Annotated in this window: 17 protein-coding genes; 13 read left to right on the top strand and 4 right to left on the bottom strand. The window is 68.2% G+C overall.

The window, feature by feature from the left end; all coding sequences use genetic code 11:
* The first annotated feature begins 50 nt into the window (after window positions 1-50).
* Entirely contained in the window at window positions 51-743 is a 693-nt protein-coding gene (locus OG266_RS18235; protein WP_266456393.1) for a demethylmenaquinone methyltransferase, read from the top strand.
* Window positions 744-801: 58 nt separating this feature from the next.
* Here the strand turns inward: OG266_RS18235 and OG266_RS18230 are convergent, their stop codons facing one another.
* Together OG266_RS18230 and OG266_RS18225 are read right to left on the bottom strand one after the other, a co-directional pair.
* Window positions 802-1,143, bottom strand: coding sequence for a PASTA domain-containing protein (locus OG266_RS18230; RefSeq protein ID WP_266456391.1), 342 nt, complete (start codon window positions 1,141-1,143; stop codon window positions 802-804).
* An 81-nt stretch (window positions 1,144-1,224) separates the two neighbouring features.
* Window positions 1,225-1,731 carry a GNAT family N-acetyltransferase gene (locus OG266_RS18225; RefSeq protein WP_371546898.1) on the bottom strand — a complete coding sequence of 169 codons (507 nt, stop codon included), beginning with the start codon at window positions 1,729-1,731 and terminating at the stop codon, window positions 1,225-1,227.
* 99 nt (window positions 1,732-1,830) lie between these two features.
* Between OG266_RS18225 and OG266_RS18220 the strand changes: the two genes are divergently transcribed.
* On the top strand, window positions 1,831-3,126 hold the full coding sequence (locus OG266_RS18220) for a geranylgeranyl reductase family protein (protein ID WP_266456385.1): 1,296 nt from the start codon (window positions 1,831-1,833) through the stop codon (window positions 3,124-3,126).
* A gap of 74 nt (window positions 3,127-3,200) precedes the next feature.
* Here OG266_RS18220 and def read toward each other — a convergent pair whose 3' ends face one another.
* Together def and OG266_RS18210 are read right to left on the bottom strand one after the other, a co-directional pair.
* Window positions 3,201-3,827, bottom strand: coding sequence for a peptide deformylase (def, locus tag OG266_RS18215; RefSeq protein WP_371546895.1), 627 nt, complete (start codon window positions 3,825-3,827; stop codon window positions 3,201-3,203).
* Between the two features lie 221 nt (window positions 3,828-4,048).
* Window positions 4,049-4,885 carry a C40 family peptidase gene (locus tag OG266_RS18210; protein ID WP_266456382.1) on the bottom strand — a complete coding sequence of 279 codons (837 nt, stop codon included), beginning with the start codon at window positions 4,883-4,885 and terminating at the stop codon, window positions 4,049-4,051.
* Between the two features lie 714 nt (window positions 4,886-5,599).
* Here OG266_RS18210 and OG266_RS18205 point away from each other — a divergent pair.
* Genes OG266_RS18205 through nuoK form a run of 11 tightly spaced genes read left to right on the top strand, consistent with a single transcriptional unit; the run spans window position 5,600 to window position 16,397 of the window.
* The gene (locus OG266_RS18205) at window positions 5,600-5,959 is read left to right on the top strand and encodes an NADH-quinone oxidoreductase subunit A (RefSeq protein ID WP_007383963.1); all 360 of its coding nucleotides are present in this window, start codon (window positions 5,600-5,602) and stop codon (window positions 5,957-5,959) included.
* Window positions 5,960-5,973: 14 nt separating this feature from the next.
* Window positions 5,974-6,528, top strand: a complete 555-nt coding sequence (locus OG266_RS18200) for an NADH-quinone oxidoreductase subunit B family protein (RefSeq protein ID WP_055509252.1) — start codon at window positions 5,974-5,976, stop codon at window positions 6,526-6,528.
* The gene (locus OG266_RS18195; protein ID WP_371546890.1) at window positions 6,525-7,262 is read left to right on the top strand and encodes an NADH-quinone oxidoreductase subunit C; all 738 of its coding nucleotides are present in this window, start codon (window positions 6,525-6,527) and stop codon (window positions 7,260-7,262) included. Before OG266_RS18200 ends, OG266_RS18195 begins: the two co-directional genes overlap by 4 nt.
* Window positions 7,259-8,602: an NADH-quinone oxidoreductase subunit D gene (locus OG266_RS18190; protein WP_329546052.1), complete on the top strand. Its 1,344-nt coding sequence runs from the start codon at window positions 7,259-7,261 to the stop codon at window positions 8,600-8,602. The genes OG266_RS18195 and OG266_RS18190 overlap by 4 nt, the downstream gene beginning before the upstream one ends.
* Window positions 8,599-9,459 (top strand): NADH-quinone oxidoreductase subunit NuoE, encoded by an 861-nt coding sequence (nuoE, locus tag OG266_RS18185; RefSeq protein ID WP_266456360.1) that lies wholly within the window; start codon window positions 8,599-8,601, stop codon window positions 9,457-9,459. Before OG266_RS18190 ends, nuoE begins: the two co-directional genes overlap by 4 nt.
* Window positions 9,456-10,808, top strand: coding sequence for an NADH-quinone oxidoreductase subunit NuoF (gene nuoF / locus OG266_RS18180; protein ID WP_266456358.1), 1,353 nt, complete (start codon window positions 9,456-9,458; stop codon window positions 10,806-10,808). The genes nuoE and nuoF overlap by 4 nt, the downstream gene beginning before the upstream one ends.
* Window positions 10,805-13,309 carry an NADH-quinone oxidoreductase subunit G gene (locus OG266_RS18175; protein ID WP_371546887.1) on the top strand — a complete coding sequence of 835 codons (2,505 nt, stop codon included), beginning with the start codon at window positions 10,805-10,807 and terminating at the stop codon, window positions 13,307-13,309. The genes nuoF and OG266_RS18175 overlap by 4 nt, the downstream gene beginning before the upstream one ends.
* Window positions 13,306-14,682 (top strand): NADH-quinone oxidoreductase subunit NuoH, encoded by a 1,377-nt coding sequence (gene nuoH, locus OG266_RS18170; RefSeq protein WP_266456354.1) that lies wholly within the window; start codon window positions 13,306-13,308, stop codon window positions 14,680-14,682. The genes OG266_RS18175 and nuoH overlap by 4 nt, the downstream gene beginning before the upstream one ends.
* The gene (gene nuoI / locus OG266_RS18165) at window positions 14,675-15,286 is read left to right on the top strand and encodes an NADH-quinone oxidoreductase subunit NuoI (protein ID WP_371546884.1); all 612 of its coding nucleotides are present in this window, start codon (window positions 14,675-14,677) and stop codon (window positions 15,284-15,286) included. The genes nuoH and nuoI overlap by 8 nt, the downstream gene beginning before the upstream one ends.
* Entirely contained in the window at window positions 15,283-16,101 is an 819-nt protein-coding gene (locus OG266_RS18160; protein ID WP_266456349.1) for an NADH-quinone oxidoreductase subunit J, read from the top strand. Before nuoI ends, OG266_RS18160 begins: the two co-directional genes overlap by 4 nt.
* On the top strand, window positions 16,098-16,397 hold the full coding sequence (gene nuoK, locus OG266_RS18155; RefSeq protein WP_004927567.1) for an NADH-quinone oxidoreductase subunit NuoK: 300 nt from the start codon (window positions 16,098-16,100) through the stop codon (window positions 16,395-16,397). Before OG266_RS18160 ends, nuoK begins: the two co-directional genes overlap by 4 nt.
* Window positions 16,398-16,411: the final 14 nt, after the last annotated feature.

The following is a 16,411-nucleotide window of genomic DNA, read 5'->3' as shown; positions in this document are numbered from 1 at the left end:
ACGGGCCGGGTGCTGGAGAGTCGCCCGGTCCGTACTGCCACAATGGGGGCGTGACCCGCGCATCCCTGAACAAGCAGCCGCACGAAGTCGCCTCGATGTTCGACGACGTCGCGGAACGCTACGACCTGACGAACGACGTGCTCTCCCTCGGCCAGGACCGGGTGTGGCGCAAGGAGGTCGCGAAGGCGGTCGACGCGCGGCCCGCACAGAAGATCCTGGACCTGGCGGCGGGCACGGCCACCTCCTCCCTCCCCTTCGCACGCACCGGCGCCTACGTCGTCCCCTGCGACTTCTCCCTCGGGATGCTCCGCGTCGGCAAGAAGAACCACCCCTGGCTCCCGCTGACGGCGGGCGACGCGACGAAGCTGCCCTTCAAGGACGACACCTTCGACGCGGTCACGATCTCCTTCGGGCTGCGCAACGTGCAGGACACCGACACCGCGCTGCGCGAGCTGTACCGGGTGACGAAGCCCGGCGGCCGGGTCGTGATCTGCGAGTTCTCGCACCCGACGTGGGCGCCCTTCCGCACGGTGTACACCGAGTACCTGATGCGCGCGCTGCCGCCGGTCGCCCGCGCGGTCTCCTCCAACCCCGACGCGTACGTCTATCTCGCCGAGTCCATCCGCGAGTGGCCCGACCAGCCCGCGCTGGCCGAGCGTCTGCGCAAGGCGGGCTGGTCCAAGGTGGCGTGGCGGAACCTGACGGGCGGCGTCGTGGCGCTGCACCGGGGCTTCAAGGCCTGACCCGGCCCGACTCGGCCCGAGCCGGTCTGGCCTGATTCGGTCCGATCCGGGGCACCGGTCAGTACCTGAGCACCTCGAACGGGTCGCCCGGCGCGTCGAGTTCGCGGTGCACACCGCCCGGCGGCGGACCGGTCCTGCGCGGCTCGCGCACCCCCGCGCCCCCGCCGCCCTCCGAGTCACCGAAGTCGAACCACACCGTCACCACGGCGCCGCGCGGCACCTCGGCGTCGGGCGGCGGATATTGCCGTACGACGTAATCGACGACGGTGAGATGGAAGTCGGGCCGGTCGGGCGCGGCGAGCAGCACACCTCGCGCCTCGGCCGTCTCACGCGCGTCCACGGCCATCAGCCCCACGAGCCGCGGTACGCGCACTTCGGGTGTCTTGGGTGTTATGCGCACAGACGTCACCCCCAGCGGTACCGGCAGAGTAAGCCCCTGCCGTGCCCTTCCGGAAGCCGTCGGGTGGCTTGCCGACAGCGGTCAGAGGGCCAGCCGGTAGCAGTGCGCGGGCTGCTCCAGGTCGGGGTGGGGGAAGCGTTCGCCCAGTTCCATGCCGAGGCGCCGGGTCACGGCGATGGACCGCTCGTTGTCGGCTCTGACGATGGCGACGACGTGGGAGACGCCCGCCGCTCGCAGCCTCTCCAGGGTGGTCAGGGCGGCCGCCGTGGCGTACCCCTTGCCCCAGTACGCCCGCCCGAGCCGCCAGCCGATCTCGATCTCACCCGTGGGCCCCCATTCCCGCTGCCACGGCTGCGCTCCGGTGAACCCCAGCACCTCATCCGCCGGGCCGACCATCGTCCACAGACAGAACCCCAGCTCCGCGTCGTGCCTGCGCTGGCGAGCGGTGAGCTCCTCGTACACGGACAGTTCGGCCGCCCTGCCCCCGTGGAACTCCATGACCTCCGGGTCGGCGAATACGCGGTGCCAGGCGAAGGCGTCCTCGTCGGTGGGGACACGGAGCGTCACGTCGGGGAGAGCTCGGTTCACGGGGGCAGCCCTTCAGCCAGGTGATCAGTACCGCTGCATAGACTGCCCATGTCCAGTGCCCGTCGGCACGTTGATTGCGAATCTTGGGGAGAACCCGCCGTGACCGAGCCCCAGCCCCTCTCCGAAAACACCGCCGATGTCATCGTCGTCGGGGCCGGGCCAGCCGGTTCGACCACCGCGTACTACCTGGCCAAGGCCGGACTGGATGTCCTGCTCCTGGAGAAGACCGCGTTCCCGCGGGAGAAGGTGTGCGGCGACGGGCTGACCCCGCGCGCCACCAAACAGCTCGTCTCCATGGGCATCGACATCTCGGAGGAGGCCGGCTGGCTCCGCAACAAGGGCCTGCGCATCATCGGCGGCGGCGTCCGCCTCCAGCTGGACTGGCCGGATCTCGCCTCCTTCCCCGACTACGGACTCGTCCGCAAGCGCGACGACTTCGACGAGCAACTCGCACGCCAGGCGCAGAAGGCCGGCGCGCGCCTCTACGAGCGCTGCAACGTCGGCGCCCCGATCATCGACGACCGCACGGGCCGCATCACCGGCGTCCACGCCAAACTCGGCGACACCGGTGAGAAGCGGGAAGTCACCTTCCACGCCCCGCTGGTCGTCGCGGCCGACGGCAACTCCACCCGCCTCTCCCTGGCGATGGGCCTGCACCGCCGCGAGGACCGCCCGATGGGCGTCGCGGTCCGTACGTACTTCACCTCGCCGCGCCACGAGGACGACTACCTGGAGTCCTGGCTGGAACTCTGGGACCGCCGGGGAGCCGAGGACCGGCTCCTCCCCGGCTACGGCTGGATCTTCGGCATGGGCGACGGCACGTCGAACGTCGGTCTCGGTGTCCTGAACACCTCCGACTCCTTCAAGGAACTGGACTGGCGGGAAGTCCTCAAGGCCTGGTGTGCCTCGATGCCGGAGGACTGGGGCTACACGCCGGAGAACATGACGGGCCCGATCCGCGGCGCCGCCCTCCCCATGGCCTTCAACCGCCAACCGCACTACACCAAGGGGCTGTTGCTGGTCGGCGACGCCGGCGGCCTGGTGAACCCCTTCAACGGCGAGGGCATCGCCTACGCCATGGAATCCGGCCAGATCGCCGCCGACGTCATCGTCCAGGCGCACGCGCGGGCGACCGACGGCCAGCGCGAACTGGCCCTCCAGCGCTACCCGCGCGTGCTCAAGGACACCTACGGCGGCTACTACACCCTCGGCCGCGCCTTCGTGAAGCTCATCGGCAACCCGAGGGTCATGAAGATCGCGGCGGAGCGCGGCCTGACCCACCCGCTGCTGATGAAGTTCACCCTGAAGATGCTCGCCAACCTGACGGACCCGACGGGCGGCGACGCGATGGACCGCATCATCAACGGGCTGTCGAAGGTGGCTCCGAAGGCCTGATCAGCCTGGTTTCGAAACCAACCTGGTCTCGAAACCAACCTGCTCTCGAGATCAACCTGCTCTCGAAGGCCTGATCAGCGGCCGAGTTCCGCTGTCCTGACGGCGCGGCGGGCGAAGACCCGCTCGCGCCGGTCTTCCATCTGCCGCAGCGCGTCCCGCCGTTCCCGCTTGGAGAGCCGGTCCAGGTAGACGTGACCGTTGACGTGGTCGGTCTCGTGCTGCAGGCAGCGGGCGAAATACCCCGTTCCCTCGATGGTGAAGGCGTTCCCGTCCTGGTCGAAGCCGCGCACCACGGCACGGTCGGGGCGGGGTACGTCCACGACGGCGCCCGGCACCGACAGGCACCCTTCCCCCTCTTCGAGGAGACGCCGGCCGGCCGGATCGAGCTGATCCAGGACCGGGTTGGCGATATGACCGACATGCCGGACTCCGTCGTCGTCCGGGCAGTCGTACACGAACAGCCGCAGATCCACGCCCACCTGATTGGCGGCGAGACCCGCTCCGTCCGCGACGCGCATCGTCAGGAACATGTCGCCGATGAGCGCGGCGAGATCGGGGCCGAACTCGGTGACGTCCCGGCACGGCCGGTGCAGCACCTCTTCCCCGACCTCGGTGATCCGGCGCACCATCCCGCGCCGTGCTTCCGGCGAGAGCGCCGGATACGAGTCGACGGGCTTTCCCTGCACGAACACTCGTGGCATCGCTGTGTCTCCTTCAGGCGTGAGGCTGTTGTGGACCCTCGCGGGCCCTCATGGACCCTCCTGGGGCCCGCGAGGGCCCTTGCGGGCTCCACGACAACAGAACACCTGGCACAGCGCCAGCAGCACACCGGACATGGCACCAGCACCACGCCGGACATGGCGAAGGGACCGCCGCTCTCCCGAGCGACGGCCCTCAACCCTGACGATTCGTGCGACTCAGCTCAGAGAACGCGCACCGCACCGGTGGCCGGGTAGCCCGAAAGGTCCTGAATCACCACACCCTTGGAGGGGTTGGCCGCGTCCAGGTACTGGCCGTCACCGATGTAGACACCCACGTGGTACGCCGAACCGGCCGAACCCCAGTACAGGATGTCCCCGACCGCGAGGTTGGACAGCGACACCGGCGTACCGGCCGTCGACTGGTCCCCCGAGACGCGCGGCAGGTCCACGCCGGCCTGCTTGAACGCGGCCTGCACGAGACCGGAGCAGTCCCACGAGTTGGGGCCGGTGCCGCCCATCACGTACGCGTCGCCGACCTGCGCCTTGAGGAAGGCGATCACGGTCGCGACACTGCCGCTGGCCGGGGCGGAGACGGACGTGGAGGCGGAATCGGAGGAGGACAGGGTGGTCCGCTCCGCGGAACGCGAGGCGGCCTCCTCCGCGGCGGCCTTGCGCGCGGCTTCGTCGGCAGCCTTCTTCTTGGCAGCCGCCTTCGCCTTGGCGTCCGCGAGGTCCGCCTTGGCCTGCTGTGCGGCCTTGGCGGCGGCAGCGTCACGCTCCGCCTGCAGCTCGTAGTTCGCCGCGGCCTGCTGGGTGGCGTCCGCCGACTGCGCGACCTGGGTGGCCAGATCGGCCGTCAGGGCGGACAGGTCGAGCGTCTGCGTCGTCTCGGCAGCGTTCGCCGAACCGGACGCCCCGGCCACTGCCAGGGTGCTGAGAACGCCACCGGCAACTCCGGCACGCATCGCGAGTGTCGACGCGTTGCGGCGGGGTTTCCGGTGGCTGCGTATGTGAGCGGTGTGGGACATGAGTACAACCGGTACCAGGGACTCCCTCATACCTTCAAGAAACGTGTGCTGCGCCACAGTTGTTCAATCCCTGTGCCGAATTCACCTGGCGTCACTCTTTATTGACGCCGTAACGGGCATTGCGGACACGACCAATCAAGCCCGTGATCATGGGCTTTCCGTATTACGTCCGGATTGCCCGGCACCTACCACCGGTTGGAGCCGATGGCCAAGCCCGGCTTATTCGACCCATAGGTGGATGTGGCGCAGGTCACGGAACGGTCACCGCGGCGACGGCGTCCCGCGCGGGAATCCCGAGCTCCCCCGCTCGTGAATGTGTGCACGCGTCCACATCCCTCCGTCCGTCTCCCCCTGACGTGTGAACGCGTCCTCTATCAAGGCCTCGCGTCCAGCACCAATTTGCATGCATAGGAAGCCTCTTGATATGGAGACGCCGTCCTGGACCTGCGGTGACGAGCGGAAATATCACCTCTGGTGACCGTCCGGACGCTTCACGTGCGAAGATCACCGGTCTTCCGACTTCATGATCGTCCGCCGGGTGGTGGAGATCACAAAGTCGTTGTCGTACCCCGTGTCGCAGATCACAGACCGGCGGGCATAAGATGCGGGGCAGTTGGGCTTGTGACCTGCTTCACATGTGCGCGATCTTCGCCGGGACGGGTGGAGCTCGTGAGGCATGCGGGGCAGGAGTGCTTGCCCGACGCAACCGCCAGCAGTCAACGCCGACTGAGAGGAGCGAGGAGCGTGAACGCGTATGCGCCGATCCTCGTACTGGGAGCCCTCGGGGCAGGCTTTGCGATCTTCTCCGTGGTCATGGCCACGCTTATCGGTCCAAAGCGTTACAACCGGGCCAAGCTCGAGGCCTACGAGTGCGGTATCGAGCCGACCCCCACGCCGGCAGGCGGCGGGCGATTCCCCATCAAGTACTACCTGACGGCGATGCTCTTCATCGTCTTCGACATCGAGATCGTCTTCCTCTACCCCTGGGCCGTCACCTTCGACGCCCTGGGTGTTTTCGGGCTCGTGGAGATGTTGCTCTTCGTGCTCACCGTCTTCGTGGCGTACGCGTACGTATGGCGGCGCGGCGGCCTGGAATGGGACTGAGGGGCCTTTAAGACATGGGACTCGAAGAAAAACTGCCGAGCGGATTCCTGCTGACCACCGTCGAGCAGGCCGCGGGCTGGGTGCGTAAGTCGTCCGTCTTCCCCGCCACGTTCGGACTCGCCTGCTGCGCCATCGAGATGATGACGACCGGCGCCGGGCGTTACGACCTGGCGCGCTTCGGTATGGAGGTCTTCCGCGGATCACCACGCCAGGCGGACCTGATGATCGTCGCCGGCCGGGTCAGCCAGAAGATGGCGCCGGTTCTGCGGCAGGTCTATGACCAGATGCCCAACCCCAAGTGGGTGATCTCCATGGGGGTTTGTGCCTCGTCGGGCGGAATGTTCAACAACTACGCAATTGTGCAGGGAGTCGACCACATCGTCCCGGTCGACATCTATTTGCCCGGCTGTCCGCCGCGGCCCGAGATGCTGATCGACGCGATTCTCAAGCTGCACCAGAAGATCCAGAGCTCCAAGCTCGGCGTGAACGCCGAGGAGGCGGCCCGTGAGGCGGAGGAAGCGGCGCTCAAGGCGCTGCCCACCATCGAGATGAAGGGTCTGCTGCGGTGAGCGACGCGAGCAACGGGGTCAACCCCGAGAAGGACCTCGGCGCCTCCAACCTCCCCGGCCAGCGTGGCGATGGCGGCGAGGAGATCCGCGTCCAGCGCGGCATGTTCGGCGCCAACAACGGCGGCGACACCACCGGCTACGGCGGCCTGGTCCGCTCGATCCGGCTCCCCGGCGAGGCCGCCCGCCCGTACGGCGGCTGGTTCGACGAAGTCGCCGACGAACTGGAAGGCGCCCTGGAGGAACAGGGACTCGTCCCCGAGAACGTCATCGAGAAGACGGTCGTCGACCGCGACGAGCTCACCTTCCACATCGAACGCGAACACCTGGTCCGCGTCGCCCAGACCCTGCGCGACGACCCGGCCCTCCGCTTCGAACTGTGCACCGGCGTCTCGGGCGTCCACTACCTGCACGACAAGGGCCGCGAACTGCACGCCGTCTACCACCTGCGCTCGATCACCCACAACCGGCTGATCCGCCTGGAGGTCAGCGCCCCCGACGCCGACCCGCACGTCCCCTCGCTCGTCCCCGTGTACCCGACGAACGACTGGCACGAGCGCGAGACGTACGACTTCTTCGGGCTGATCTTCGACGGTCACCCGGCGCTGACGCGGATCATGATGCCGGACGACTGGCAGGGCCACCCGCAGCGCAAGGACTACCCCCTCGGCGGCATCCCCGTCGAATACAAGGGCGCCCAGATCCCGGCTCCGGACCAGCGGAGGTCGTACTCATGAGCACACAGACCCCTTCTCCCGAGGCGTCCGCCGCCTCGGCCCGCGAGACGACCGAGGGCACCGTATATACGGTCACCGGTGGGGACTGGGACGAGGTCGCCCAGTCCGCGGTGAAGTCCGACGATGAGCGCATCATCGTCAACATGGGCCCGCAGCACCCGTCCACGCACGGCGTGCTCCGGCTCATCCTGGAGATCGACGGCGAGACGGTCACCGAGGCCCGCTGCGGCATCGGCTACCTCCACACCGGCATCGAGAAGAACCTCGAGTTCCGCACGTGGACGCAGGGCACCACGTTCGTGACGCGCATGGACTATCTGACGCCGTTCTTCAACGAGACGGCCTACTGTCTCGCCGTCGAGAAGCTCCTCGGCATCGAGGACCAGATCCCCGACCGCGCCACGATCATCCGCGTGCTCCTGATGGAGCTGAACCGGCTCTCCTCCCACCTGGTGTGCATCGCCACCGGCGGTATGGAGCTGGGCGCCACCACGATCATGATCTACGGCTTCCGCGATCGTGAACTCATTCTCGACATCTACGAACTGATCACCGGCCTGCGGATGAACCACGCGTACATCCGCCCCGGCGGACTCGCCCAGGACCTGCCGCCCGGCGCGGTGGACCAGATCCGCGAGTTCGTGAAGAAGATGACGAAGAACCTTCCCGAGTACGACAAGCTCGCCACCGGGAACCCCATCTTCAAGGCCCGTATGCAGGACGTCGGCTACCTCGACCTGGCCGGCTGCATGGCCCTCGGCGCCACCGGCCCGGTCCTGCGCTCCGCGGGCCTGCCGCACGACCTGCGCAAGTCGCAGCCCTACTGCGGCTACGAGACCTACGACTTCGAGGTCCCGACCGCCGACACCTGTGACTCCTACGGACGCTTCCTGATCCGCCTGGAGGAGATGCGCCAGTCCCTGCGCATCGTCGAGCAGTGCCTGGACCGGCTGCAGCCCGGCCCGGTCATGGTCACCGACAAGAAGATCGCCTGGCCCGCGCAGCTCGCGCTCGGTCCCGACGGTCTCGGTAACTCCCTCGACCACATCAAGAAGATCATGGGCACCTCCATGGAGGCCCTGATCCACCACTTCAAGCTGGTGACCGAGGGCTTCCGCGTCCCGCCGGGACAGACGTACGCGGCGGTCGAGTCGCCCAAGGGCGAACTCGGGGTGCACGCCGTGTCCGACGGAGGCACCCGCCCCTTCAGGGTCCACTTCCGCGACCCGTCCTTCACCAACCTTCAGGCCATGGCGGCGATGTGCGAGGGCGGCCAGGTCGCCGACGTCATCGTCGCTGTCGCGTCCATCGACCCCGTGATGGGAGGCGTCGACCGGTGACCACCACTCCCTCCCAGGGTGTAGGCCTGGGCATGCCCCAACTGCCCGCGCCCGCATACCCGGACGACGTTCGAGCCCGGCTCGAAACGGACGCGCGCGAGATCATCGCCCGCTACCCGGACTCCCGCTCCGCGCTCCTGCCGATGCTGCACCTCGTGCAGTCGGAAGAGGGCCATGTCACGCGCACGGGACAGCGGTTCTGCGCGGAGCTGCTGGACCTGACCACGGCCGAGGTCGCCGCGGTCGCGACCTTCTACTCCATGTACCGGCGCGGGCCGAGCGGCGACTACCAAGTGGGTGTGTGCACCAACACCCTGTGCGCGGTCATGGGCGGCGACGCCATCTTCGAGGCCCTCCAGGACCACCTGGGCGTCGGCAACGGTGGGACCACCGACGACGGCAAGGTCACCTTGGAGCACATCGAGTGCAACGCGGCCTGCGACTTCGCGCCGGTCGTGATGGTCAACTGGGAGTTCTTCGACAACCAGACCGTGGCCTCCGCGAAGCGCCTCGTCGACGACCTGCGCAGCGGTGTTCAGGTCGATCCCACCCGGGGTGCCCCCTTGTGCACCTTCAAGGACACCGCCCGGATCCTGGCCGGCTTCCCCGACGAACGCGAGGGGGCCGTCGAGGCGGGCGGCAGTGCGGGGCCGGCATCACTGATCGGGCTGCGTCTGGCCAAGGGCGAGACGCAGCCTGTGCGCGTAGTACATCCGCGTGGTGGGGGTCCTAAGGATCAGCCGTCCGCCGAGCGCTCGAGCTCTGCCGAGCACTTGAGCTCACATGACGCGCCGCAGGACACGTCGGCATCCGACCCGTCCCACCCGGCGGGCCCTGTCGCCGAGGAGGGGGAGTGATGACGTTGGCACCCGAAATCAACGAGACGAGCCCCGAGAAGCTGCTCGCACCCGTGCTGTCGGCCTTCTGGGACGAGGAGAAGTCCTGGACTCTCGACGTCTACCGGAGGCACGAGGGGTACGAGGGCCTGCGCAAGGCGCTCGCGATGTCGCCGGACGACCTGATCGCGTACGTCAAGGACTCAGGTCTGCGCGGCCGGGGTGGTGCGGGATTCCCTACCGGAATGAAGTGGCAGTTCATTCCCCAGGGCGATGGCAAACCACACTATCTAGTTGTCAACGCCGACGAGTCGGAGCCGGGAACCTGCAAGGACATCCCGCTCCTCTTCGCGAACCCGCATAGCCTCATCGAGGGCATTGTGATCGCGTGTTATGCCATCCGGTCTTCGCATGCGTTCATCTATCTGCGCGGTGAAGTGGTCCCCGTATTGCGGCGGTTGCACGAGGCCGTACGTGAGGCCTACGCGGCGGGCTACCTCGGCGAGAACATCCTGGGCAGCGGACTCGACCTGCAGCTCACCGTGCACGCGGGCGCGGGCGCGTACATCTGCGGTGAGGAGACCGCACTGCTCGACTCGCTCGAAGGCCGCCGTGGTCAACCGCGGCTCCGTCCCCCTTTCCCTGCCGTCGCGGGCCTCTATGCGTGCCCAACTGTTGTAAATAACGTCGAATCGATCGCGTCAGTTCCCGCAATTCTCCAAAAGGGCAAGGAATGGTTCCGGTCGATGGGCAGCGAGAAGTCTCCGGGCTTCACGCTCTACTCGCTCTCCGGCCACGTCACCAATCCGGGTCAGTACGAGGCCCCGCTGGGCATCACGCTCCGCCAACTCCTCGACATGAGCGGCGGGATCCGCCCCGGTCACCGGCTGAAGTTCTGGACACCCGGCGGCTCCTCGACGCCGATGTTCACCGACGAGCACCTCGACGTCCCTCTTGACTACGAAGGAGTGGGCGCCGCGGGTTCCATGCTCGGCACCAAAGCACTCCAGTGCTTCGACGAGACGACCTGCGTCGTACGAGCGGTCACACGCTGGACCGAGTTCTACGCCCACGAGTCCTGCGGCAAGTGCACGCCGTGCCGCGAAGGGACGTACTGGCTCGTGCAGTTGCTGCGCGACATCGAGGCCGGCAAGGGCGTCATGTCCGACCTCGACAAGCTGAACGACATCGCCGACAACATCAACGGCAAGTCGTTCTGCGCCCTCGGTGACGGCGCCGCCTCACCGATCTTCTCCTCGCTCAAGTACTTCCGTGAGGAGTACGAGCAGCACATCACGGGCCGCGGCTGCCCCTTCGACCCCGCCAAGTCGACCGTCTGGGCGGACAAGCACACGGAGGTGAACGCATGACAGTGACCACCAGCGCTCCCTCCGGAGGCGGGGAGGCGGCCGTCCCGCCGGAGGACCTCGTCTCGCTGACGATCGACGGCGTCGAGATCAGCGTGCCCAAGGGCACTCTGGTCATCAGGGCCGCCGAACAGCTCGGCATCGAGATCCCCCGCTTCTGCGACCACCCGCTCCTCGACCCGGTCGGCGCCTGCCGCCAGTGCATCGTCGAGGTCGAGGGCCAGCGCAAGCCCATGGCGTCCTGCACGATCACCTGTACGGACGGGATGGTCGTCAAGACCCACCTCACCTCGCCCGTCGCCGAAAAGGCCCAGCACGGTGTGATGGAGCTGCTGCTCATCAACCACCCGCTGGACTGCCCGGTCTGCGACAAGGGCGGCGAGTGCCCCCTGCAGAACCAGGCGATGTCGCACGGCAACGCGGAGTCCCGCTTCGAGGGCAAGAAGAGGACGTACGAGAAGCCGGTCCCGATCTCCACACAGGTGCTGCTCGACCGTGAGCGGTGCGTGCTCTGCGCCCGCTGCACCCGCTTCTCCAACCAGATCGCGGGCGACCCGATGATCGAGATGGTCGAGCGGGGCGCTCTCCAGCAGATCGGCACCGGGGAGGGCGATCCCTTCGAGTCGTACTTCTCCGGGAACACCATCCAGATCTGCCCGGTGGGCGCCCTGACGTCGGCGGCGTACCGCTTCCGCTCGCGCCCCTTCGACCTCATCTCCTCGCACTCCGTCTGCGAGCACTGCTCCGGCGGCTGCGCCACCCGCACCGACCACCGGCGCGGCAAGGTCATGCGGCGCCTGGCGTCCCCGGACCCCGAGGTCAACGAGGAGTGGCTCTGCGACAAGGGGCGGTTCGGCTTCCGGTACGCGCAGCAGCGGGACCGTCTGGACACGCCTCTCGTACGGGGCGAGTCGGGAGAGCTGGAGCCCGCTTCCTGGCCCGAGGCCCTGGAGGCCGCCGCTCAGGGCCTGCTGGCGGCCCGCGGCAGGACAGGCGTCCTGACCGGCGGCCGTCTCACCGTCGAAGACGCCTACGCGTACAGCAAGTTCGCGCGCGTGGCCCTCGACACGAACGACATCGACTTCCGCGCGCGCGTGCACAGCGGCGAGGAGGCCGACTTCCTGGCCGCCAAGGTCGCCGGACGCGGACGCGATCTCGACGGTACGGGGGTCACGTACACCGCACTGGAGAAGGCACCCGCCGTCCTGCTCGTCGGCTTCGAGGCCGAGGAGGAGGCGCCCGGAGTCTTCCTGCGGCTGCGCAAGGCGTGGCGCGGGCACGGGCAGAAGACCTTCTCGCTCGCCACGCACGCGACGCGCGGTCTGGAGAAAGCGGGCGGCACGCTGCTGCCCGCCGCGCCCGGCACCGAGACCGAGTGGCTGGACGCGCTCGCCAGTGGCTTCGGCCTGGAGGGCGACGGCGCGAAGGCCGCCGAGGCGCTGCGCGGCGAAGGCGCGGTGATCGTCGTGGGTGAGCGCCTCGCCGCCGTGGCGGGCGGGCTCACCGCCGCCGTACGGGCCGCGTCCGCGACCGGCGCCCAGCTGGTGTGGATTCCGCGCCGGGCCGGGGAGCGCGGCGCGATCGAGGCGGGTGCGCTGCCGTCACTGCTGCCAGGCGGACGTCCGGCCACCGACCCGCGCGCGCGGGCCGAGGTCGCGGTGGCCTGGGGTGTCTCCGAACTCCCGCACCGCTACGGCCGCGACACCGGCCAGATCGTCGAAGCGGCCGTCGGTGGCGAGCTGCAGGCCCTGGTCGTCGCCGGTGTGGAGGTCGCCGACCTCCCCGATCCGGCACGCGCGCGTGAAGCACTTTCCGAAGTGGGCTTCCTGGTGTCGCTCGAACTGCGTCCCAGCGAGGTCACCGAGCACGCGGATGTCGTTCTTCCGGTGGCCGCGGTCGTCGAGAAGGCGGGCACCTTCCTCAACTGGGAGGGCCGGGCACGCCTCTTCGAGTCCGCGCTCAAGCCCGACCAGATGACACGCCGGCTGGCGCCCACCGACGCGCGTGTCCTGCAGATGCTGGCCGACGCCATGGACGTACACCTCGGTCTGCCGGATCTGCAGACCGTGCGCGGGGAGCTGGACCGGCTCGGCGCCTGGGACGGGCCGCGGGCCACCGATCCGCTGGAGACCGCGGTGGGGCTGCCGCGGCCCGCCGCCGGGGAGGCCGTGCTCGCGGGCCACCGGCTGCTGCTCGACCAGGGCCGACTCCAGGAGGGCGACGACGCGCTCGCCGGGACCCGGCACGCGGCACACGCGCGCGTGTCGGCCGCCACGGCCGCCGAGGCGGGCGTCAAGGAGGGCGACCTCCTCGCCGTGACCGGCCTCTTCGGAGTGGTCGAACTTCCGCTGCAGATCACCGAGATGCCCGACCGGGTGGTCTGGCTCCCGCTGAACTCCACCGGAGGGGGCGTCGCCTCCGACACCGGGGCGCTGCCCGGCGCACTCGTCCGCATCGGTCCGGCGACGCTCGCCACCGAGGCCCCCAAGGAGGTGGAGGCATGACGCCGTACCTCGCCGCTGAAGACCTCTCCATGTTCGGCACCGACCCCTGGTGGCTGGTCGTCGTCAAGGCGGTCTTCTGCTTCGCCTTCCTGATGGTGACTGTGCTCTTCTCCATCGTGTGGGAGCGCAAGGTCGTCGCCTGGATGCAGCTGCGCATCGGCCCCAACCGGCACGGCCCCTGGGGCATGCTCCAGTCGCTCGCCGACGGCGTGAAGCTGATGCTCAAGGAAGACCTCATCGTCAAACGCGCGGACAAGGTGGTCTACGTCCTCGCACCGATCATCGCGGCCATCCCGGCCTTCATGGCGATCGCGGTGATCCCCTTCGGGCCGGCCGGCAACGAGGTCTCGATCTTCGGCCACCGCACCACGATGCAGCTCACGGACCTGCCGATCGCGATGCTCTACATCCTCGCGGTCGCCTCGGTGGGCATCTACGGGATCGTGCTCGCGGGCTGGAGTTCCGGATCCACCTACCCGCTCCTCGGCGGTCTGCGGTCCTGCGCGCAGATGATCTCGTACGAGATCGCCATGGGCGCCGCGTTCGCCTCGGTGTTCCTCTACTCGGGGTCGATGTCGACCTCGACGATCGTCGAGGCGCAGCAGGACCGCTGGTACGTCATCCTGCTGCCGGTCTCGTTTCTGATCTACATCGTGACGATGATCGGCGAGACCAACCGCGCGCCCTTCGACATGCCGGAGTCCGAGGGTGACCTGGTCGGCGGCTTCAACACCGAGTACTCGTCGATCAAGTTCGCGCTCTTCATGCTCGCCGAGTACGTGAACATGGTGACGGTCTCGGCCGTGGCGACCACGCTCTTCCTGGGCGGCTGGCGGGCCCCGTGGCCCATCAGCACCTTCTGGGAGGGCGCCAACCACGGCTGGTGGCCGATGCTCTGGTTCGTGGTGAAGGTGCAGTTGCTGCTGTTCTTCTTCATCTGGCTGCGCGGCACGCTTCCGCGCGTCCGCTACGACCAGTTGATGAAGCTCGGCTGGAAGGTCCTCATCCCGGTCTCCGTGGTCTGGCTGATGCTCGTCGCGACGGTCCGGACGCTCAGGAACGAGAACTACGACTTCGCCGACATCGCGTTGTACGTCGGCGCGGGTGTCCTCGCCCTGCTGCTGCTCTCGTTCCTCGTGGACATCTTCCGCGAGAAGCAGGGAGCCGAGGATGCACCGCCCGCCGAGCCCGCGGCATTCGACCCGATGGCCGGTGGATTCCCCGTGCCGCCGCTGCCGGGACAGACGCTTCCACCGGTGCCACGGCGCCGCCCGCGCCGCGAGCGGGAGTTGATTGTCAGTGGTGGGTCCGATACTGCGAGTGACGGATCGATCGGCGGATCACGTGACGGAAAGGAGGGGTCCGATGGCTGAGGAGCCGAAGGAGGCCGGGCAGACGAAGCCAGGCTTCCAGAACCCCGTCGCCGGCTTCGGCGTGACCTTCAAGGCCATGTTCAAGAAGCGGCTGACCGAGCAGTACCCGGAGCAGCAGAAGACCACGGCCCCGCGGTTCCACGGCCGGCACCAGCTCAACCGTCACCCGGACGGCCTGGAGAAGTGCATCGGCTGCGAGCTGTGCGCCTGGGCCTGCCCCGCCGACGCCATCTATGTGGAGGGCGCCGACAACACCGATGAGGAGCGCTACTCGCCGGGCGAGCGGTACGGCGTCGTCTACCAGATCAACTACGCCCGCTGCATCCTGTGCGGCCTGTGCATCGAGGCGTGCCCCACGCGCGCGTTGACGATGACGAACGAGTTCGAGCTCGCCGACAGCAGCCGCGCCAACCTCATCTACACCAAGGAGCAGCTGCTCGCCGGGCTCGAAGAGGGCATGGTCGACAGCCCGCACTCGATCTTCCCCGGGACGGACGAGCAGGACTACTACCGGGGACTGGTCACGGAGGCCGCACCCGGGACGGTGCGTCAAGTCGCCGTCTCCAGGGGCGAGAAGCCCCATGAAGAGGGGGTGGAGGCATGAGCGCGCAGCTCGCCGCCTACTCCACCTCCACCGGAGAGGCCTTCCAGTTCTGGGTCCTCGGCACCGTCGCCGTGATCGGGGCCCTGTGCACCGTCTTCATGAAGAAGGCCGTGCACAGCGCGCTCTGTCTCGCCGGGACCATGATCATCCTGGCGGTGTTCTACCTGGCCAACGGCGCGTACTTCCTGGGCGTCGTGCAGATCGTCGTCTACACCGGCGCGATCATGATGCTGTTCCTCTTCGTGGTCATGCTCGTCGGTGTCACCGCGGCGGACTCCCTGAAGGAGACCATCAAGGGCCAGCGCTGGCTGGCCCTGATGTGCGGACTCGGCTTCGGCATCCTGCTGTTCGCGGGCATCGGCAACGCGTCCATCTCGGAGTTCAACGGCCTGGCCGCGGCCAACGCGGGCGGGAACGTGGAGGGTCTCGCGGCCCTCATCTTCACGAAGTACGTGTTCGCCTTCGAAATCACCGGCGCCCTGCTCATCACGGCCACCATCGGCGCCATGGTGCTCACGCACCGAGAGCGCACCGAACGGGCGCTGACCCAGCGCGAGATGTCCGAGAAGCGTGTGCGCGAGGGCAAGCACCTGCCGCCGCTGCCGGCACCCGGTGTGTACGCCCGGCACAACGCGGTGGACATCGCGGGCCTCCTCCCGGACGGCACCCCGTCCGAGCTGACCGTCAACCAGACGCTGCGGGAGCGCGGCCAGATCCGTGACGTGTCGACCGAGGCGCTGAGTGACCTGAAGGCCCTGGAGCAGCGCGCCGAGGAACGCCTGGAGCGCACGAAGACAGAGGAGGCGTCGAAGTGAATCCCGTCAACTACCTCTACCTCGCCGCCCTCTTGTTCACGATCGGCGCCACCGGTGTGCTGATCAGAAGGAACGCGATCGTGGTGTTCATGTGCGTCGAGCTCATGCTCAACGCCTGCAACCTCGCCTTCGTCGCCTTCTCCCGTATGCACGGCAATCTCGACGGCCAGATCATCGCCTTCTTCACGATGGTCGTCGCCGCCGCGGAGGTCGTGGTCGGGCTCGCGATCATCGTGTCGCTGTTCCGTTCCCGCCACTCGGCCTCGGTCGACGACGCCAGCCTGATGAAGCTGTAAGGGGTCGCTGAATC

It is taken from the genome of Streptomyces sp. NBC_00554 (assembly GCF_041431135.1).
Taxonomy (GTDB): Bacteria; Actinomycetota; Actinomycetes; order Streptomycetales; family Streptomycetaceae; genus Streptomyces.
Note: the sequence above shows the minus strand (reverse complement) of the source record. Positions and strands in the feature narration are given on the sequence as shown.

What these genes read in the sequence shown, in the direction of transcription:
- OG266_RS18175 (WP_371546887.1), top strand. Translation starts at nt 10,805, where the DNA reads ATGACAGTGACCACCAGCGCTCCCTCCGGAGGCGGGGAGGCGGCCGTC.
- nuoH (WP_266456354.1), top strand. Translation starts at nt 13,306, where the DNA reads ATGACGCCGTACCTCGCCGCTGAAGACCTCTCCATGTTCGGCACCGAC.
- OG266_RS18190 (WP_329546052.1), top strand. Translation starts at nt 7,259, where the DNA reads ATGAGCACACAGACCCCTTCTCCCGAGGCGTCCGCCGCCTCGGCCCGC.
- def (WP_371546895.1), bottom strand. Translation starts at nt 3,827, where the DNA reads ATGCCACGAGTGTTCGTGCAGGGAAAGCCCGTCGACTCGTATCCGGCG.
- OG266_RS18160 (WP_266456349.1), top strand. Translation starts at nt 15,283, where the DNA reads ATGAGCGCGCAGCTCGCCGCCTACTCCACCTCCACCGGAGAGGCCTTC.
- OG266_RS18210 (WP_266456382.1), bottom strand. Translation starts at nt 4,885, where the DNA reads ATGAGGGAGTCCCTGGTACCGGTTGTACTCATGTCCCACACCGCTCAC.
- OG266_RS18200 (WP_055509252.1), top strand. Translation starts at nt 5,974, where the DNA reads ATGGGACTCGAAGAAAAACTGCCGAGCGGATTCCTGCTGACCACCGTC.
- nuoI (WP_371546884.1), top strand. Translation starts at nt 14,675, where the DNA reads ATGGCTGAGGAGCCGAAGGAGGCCGGGCAGACGAAGCCAGGCTTCCAG.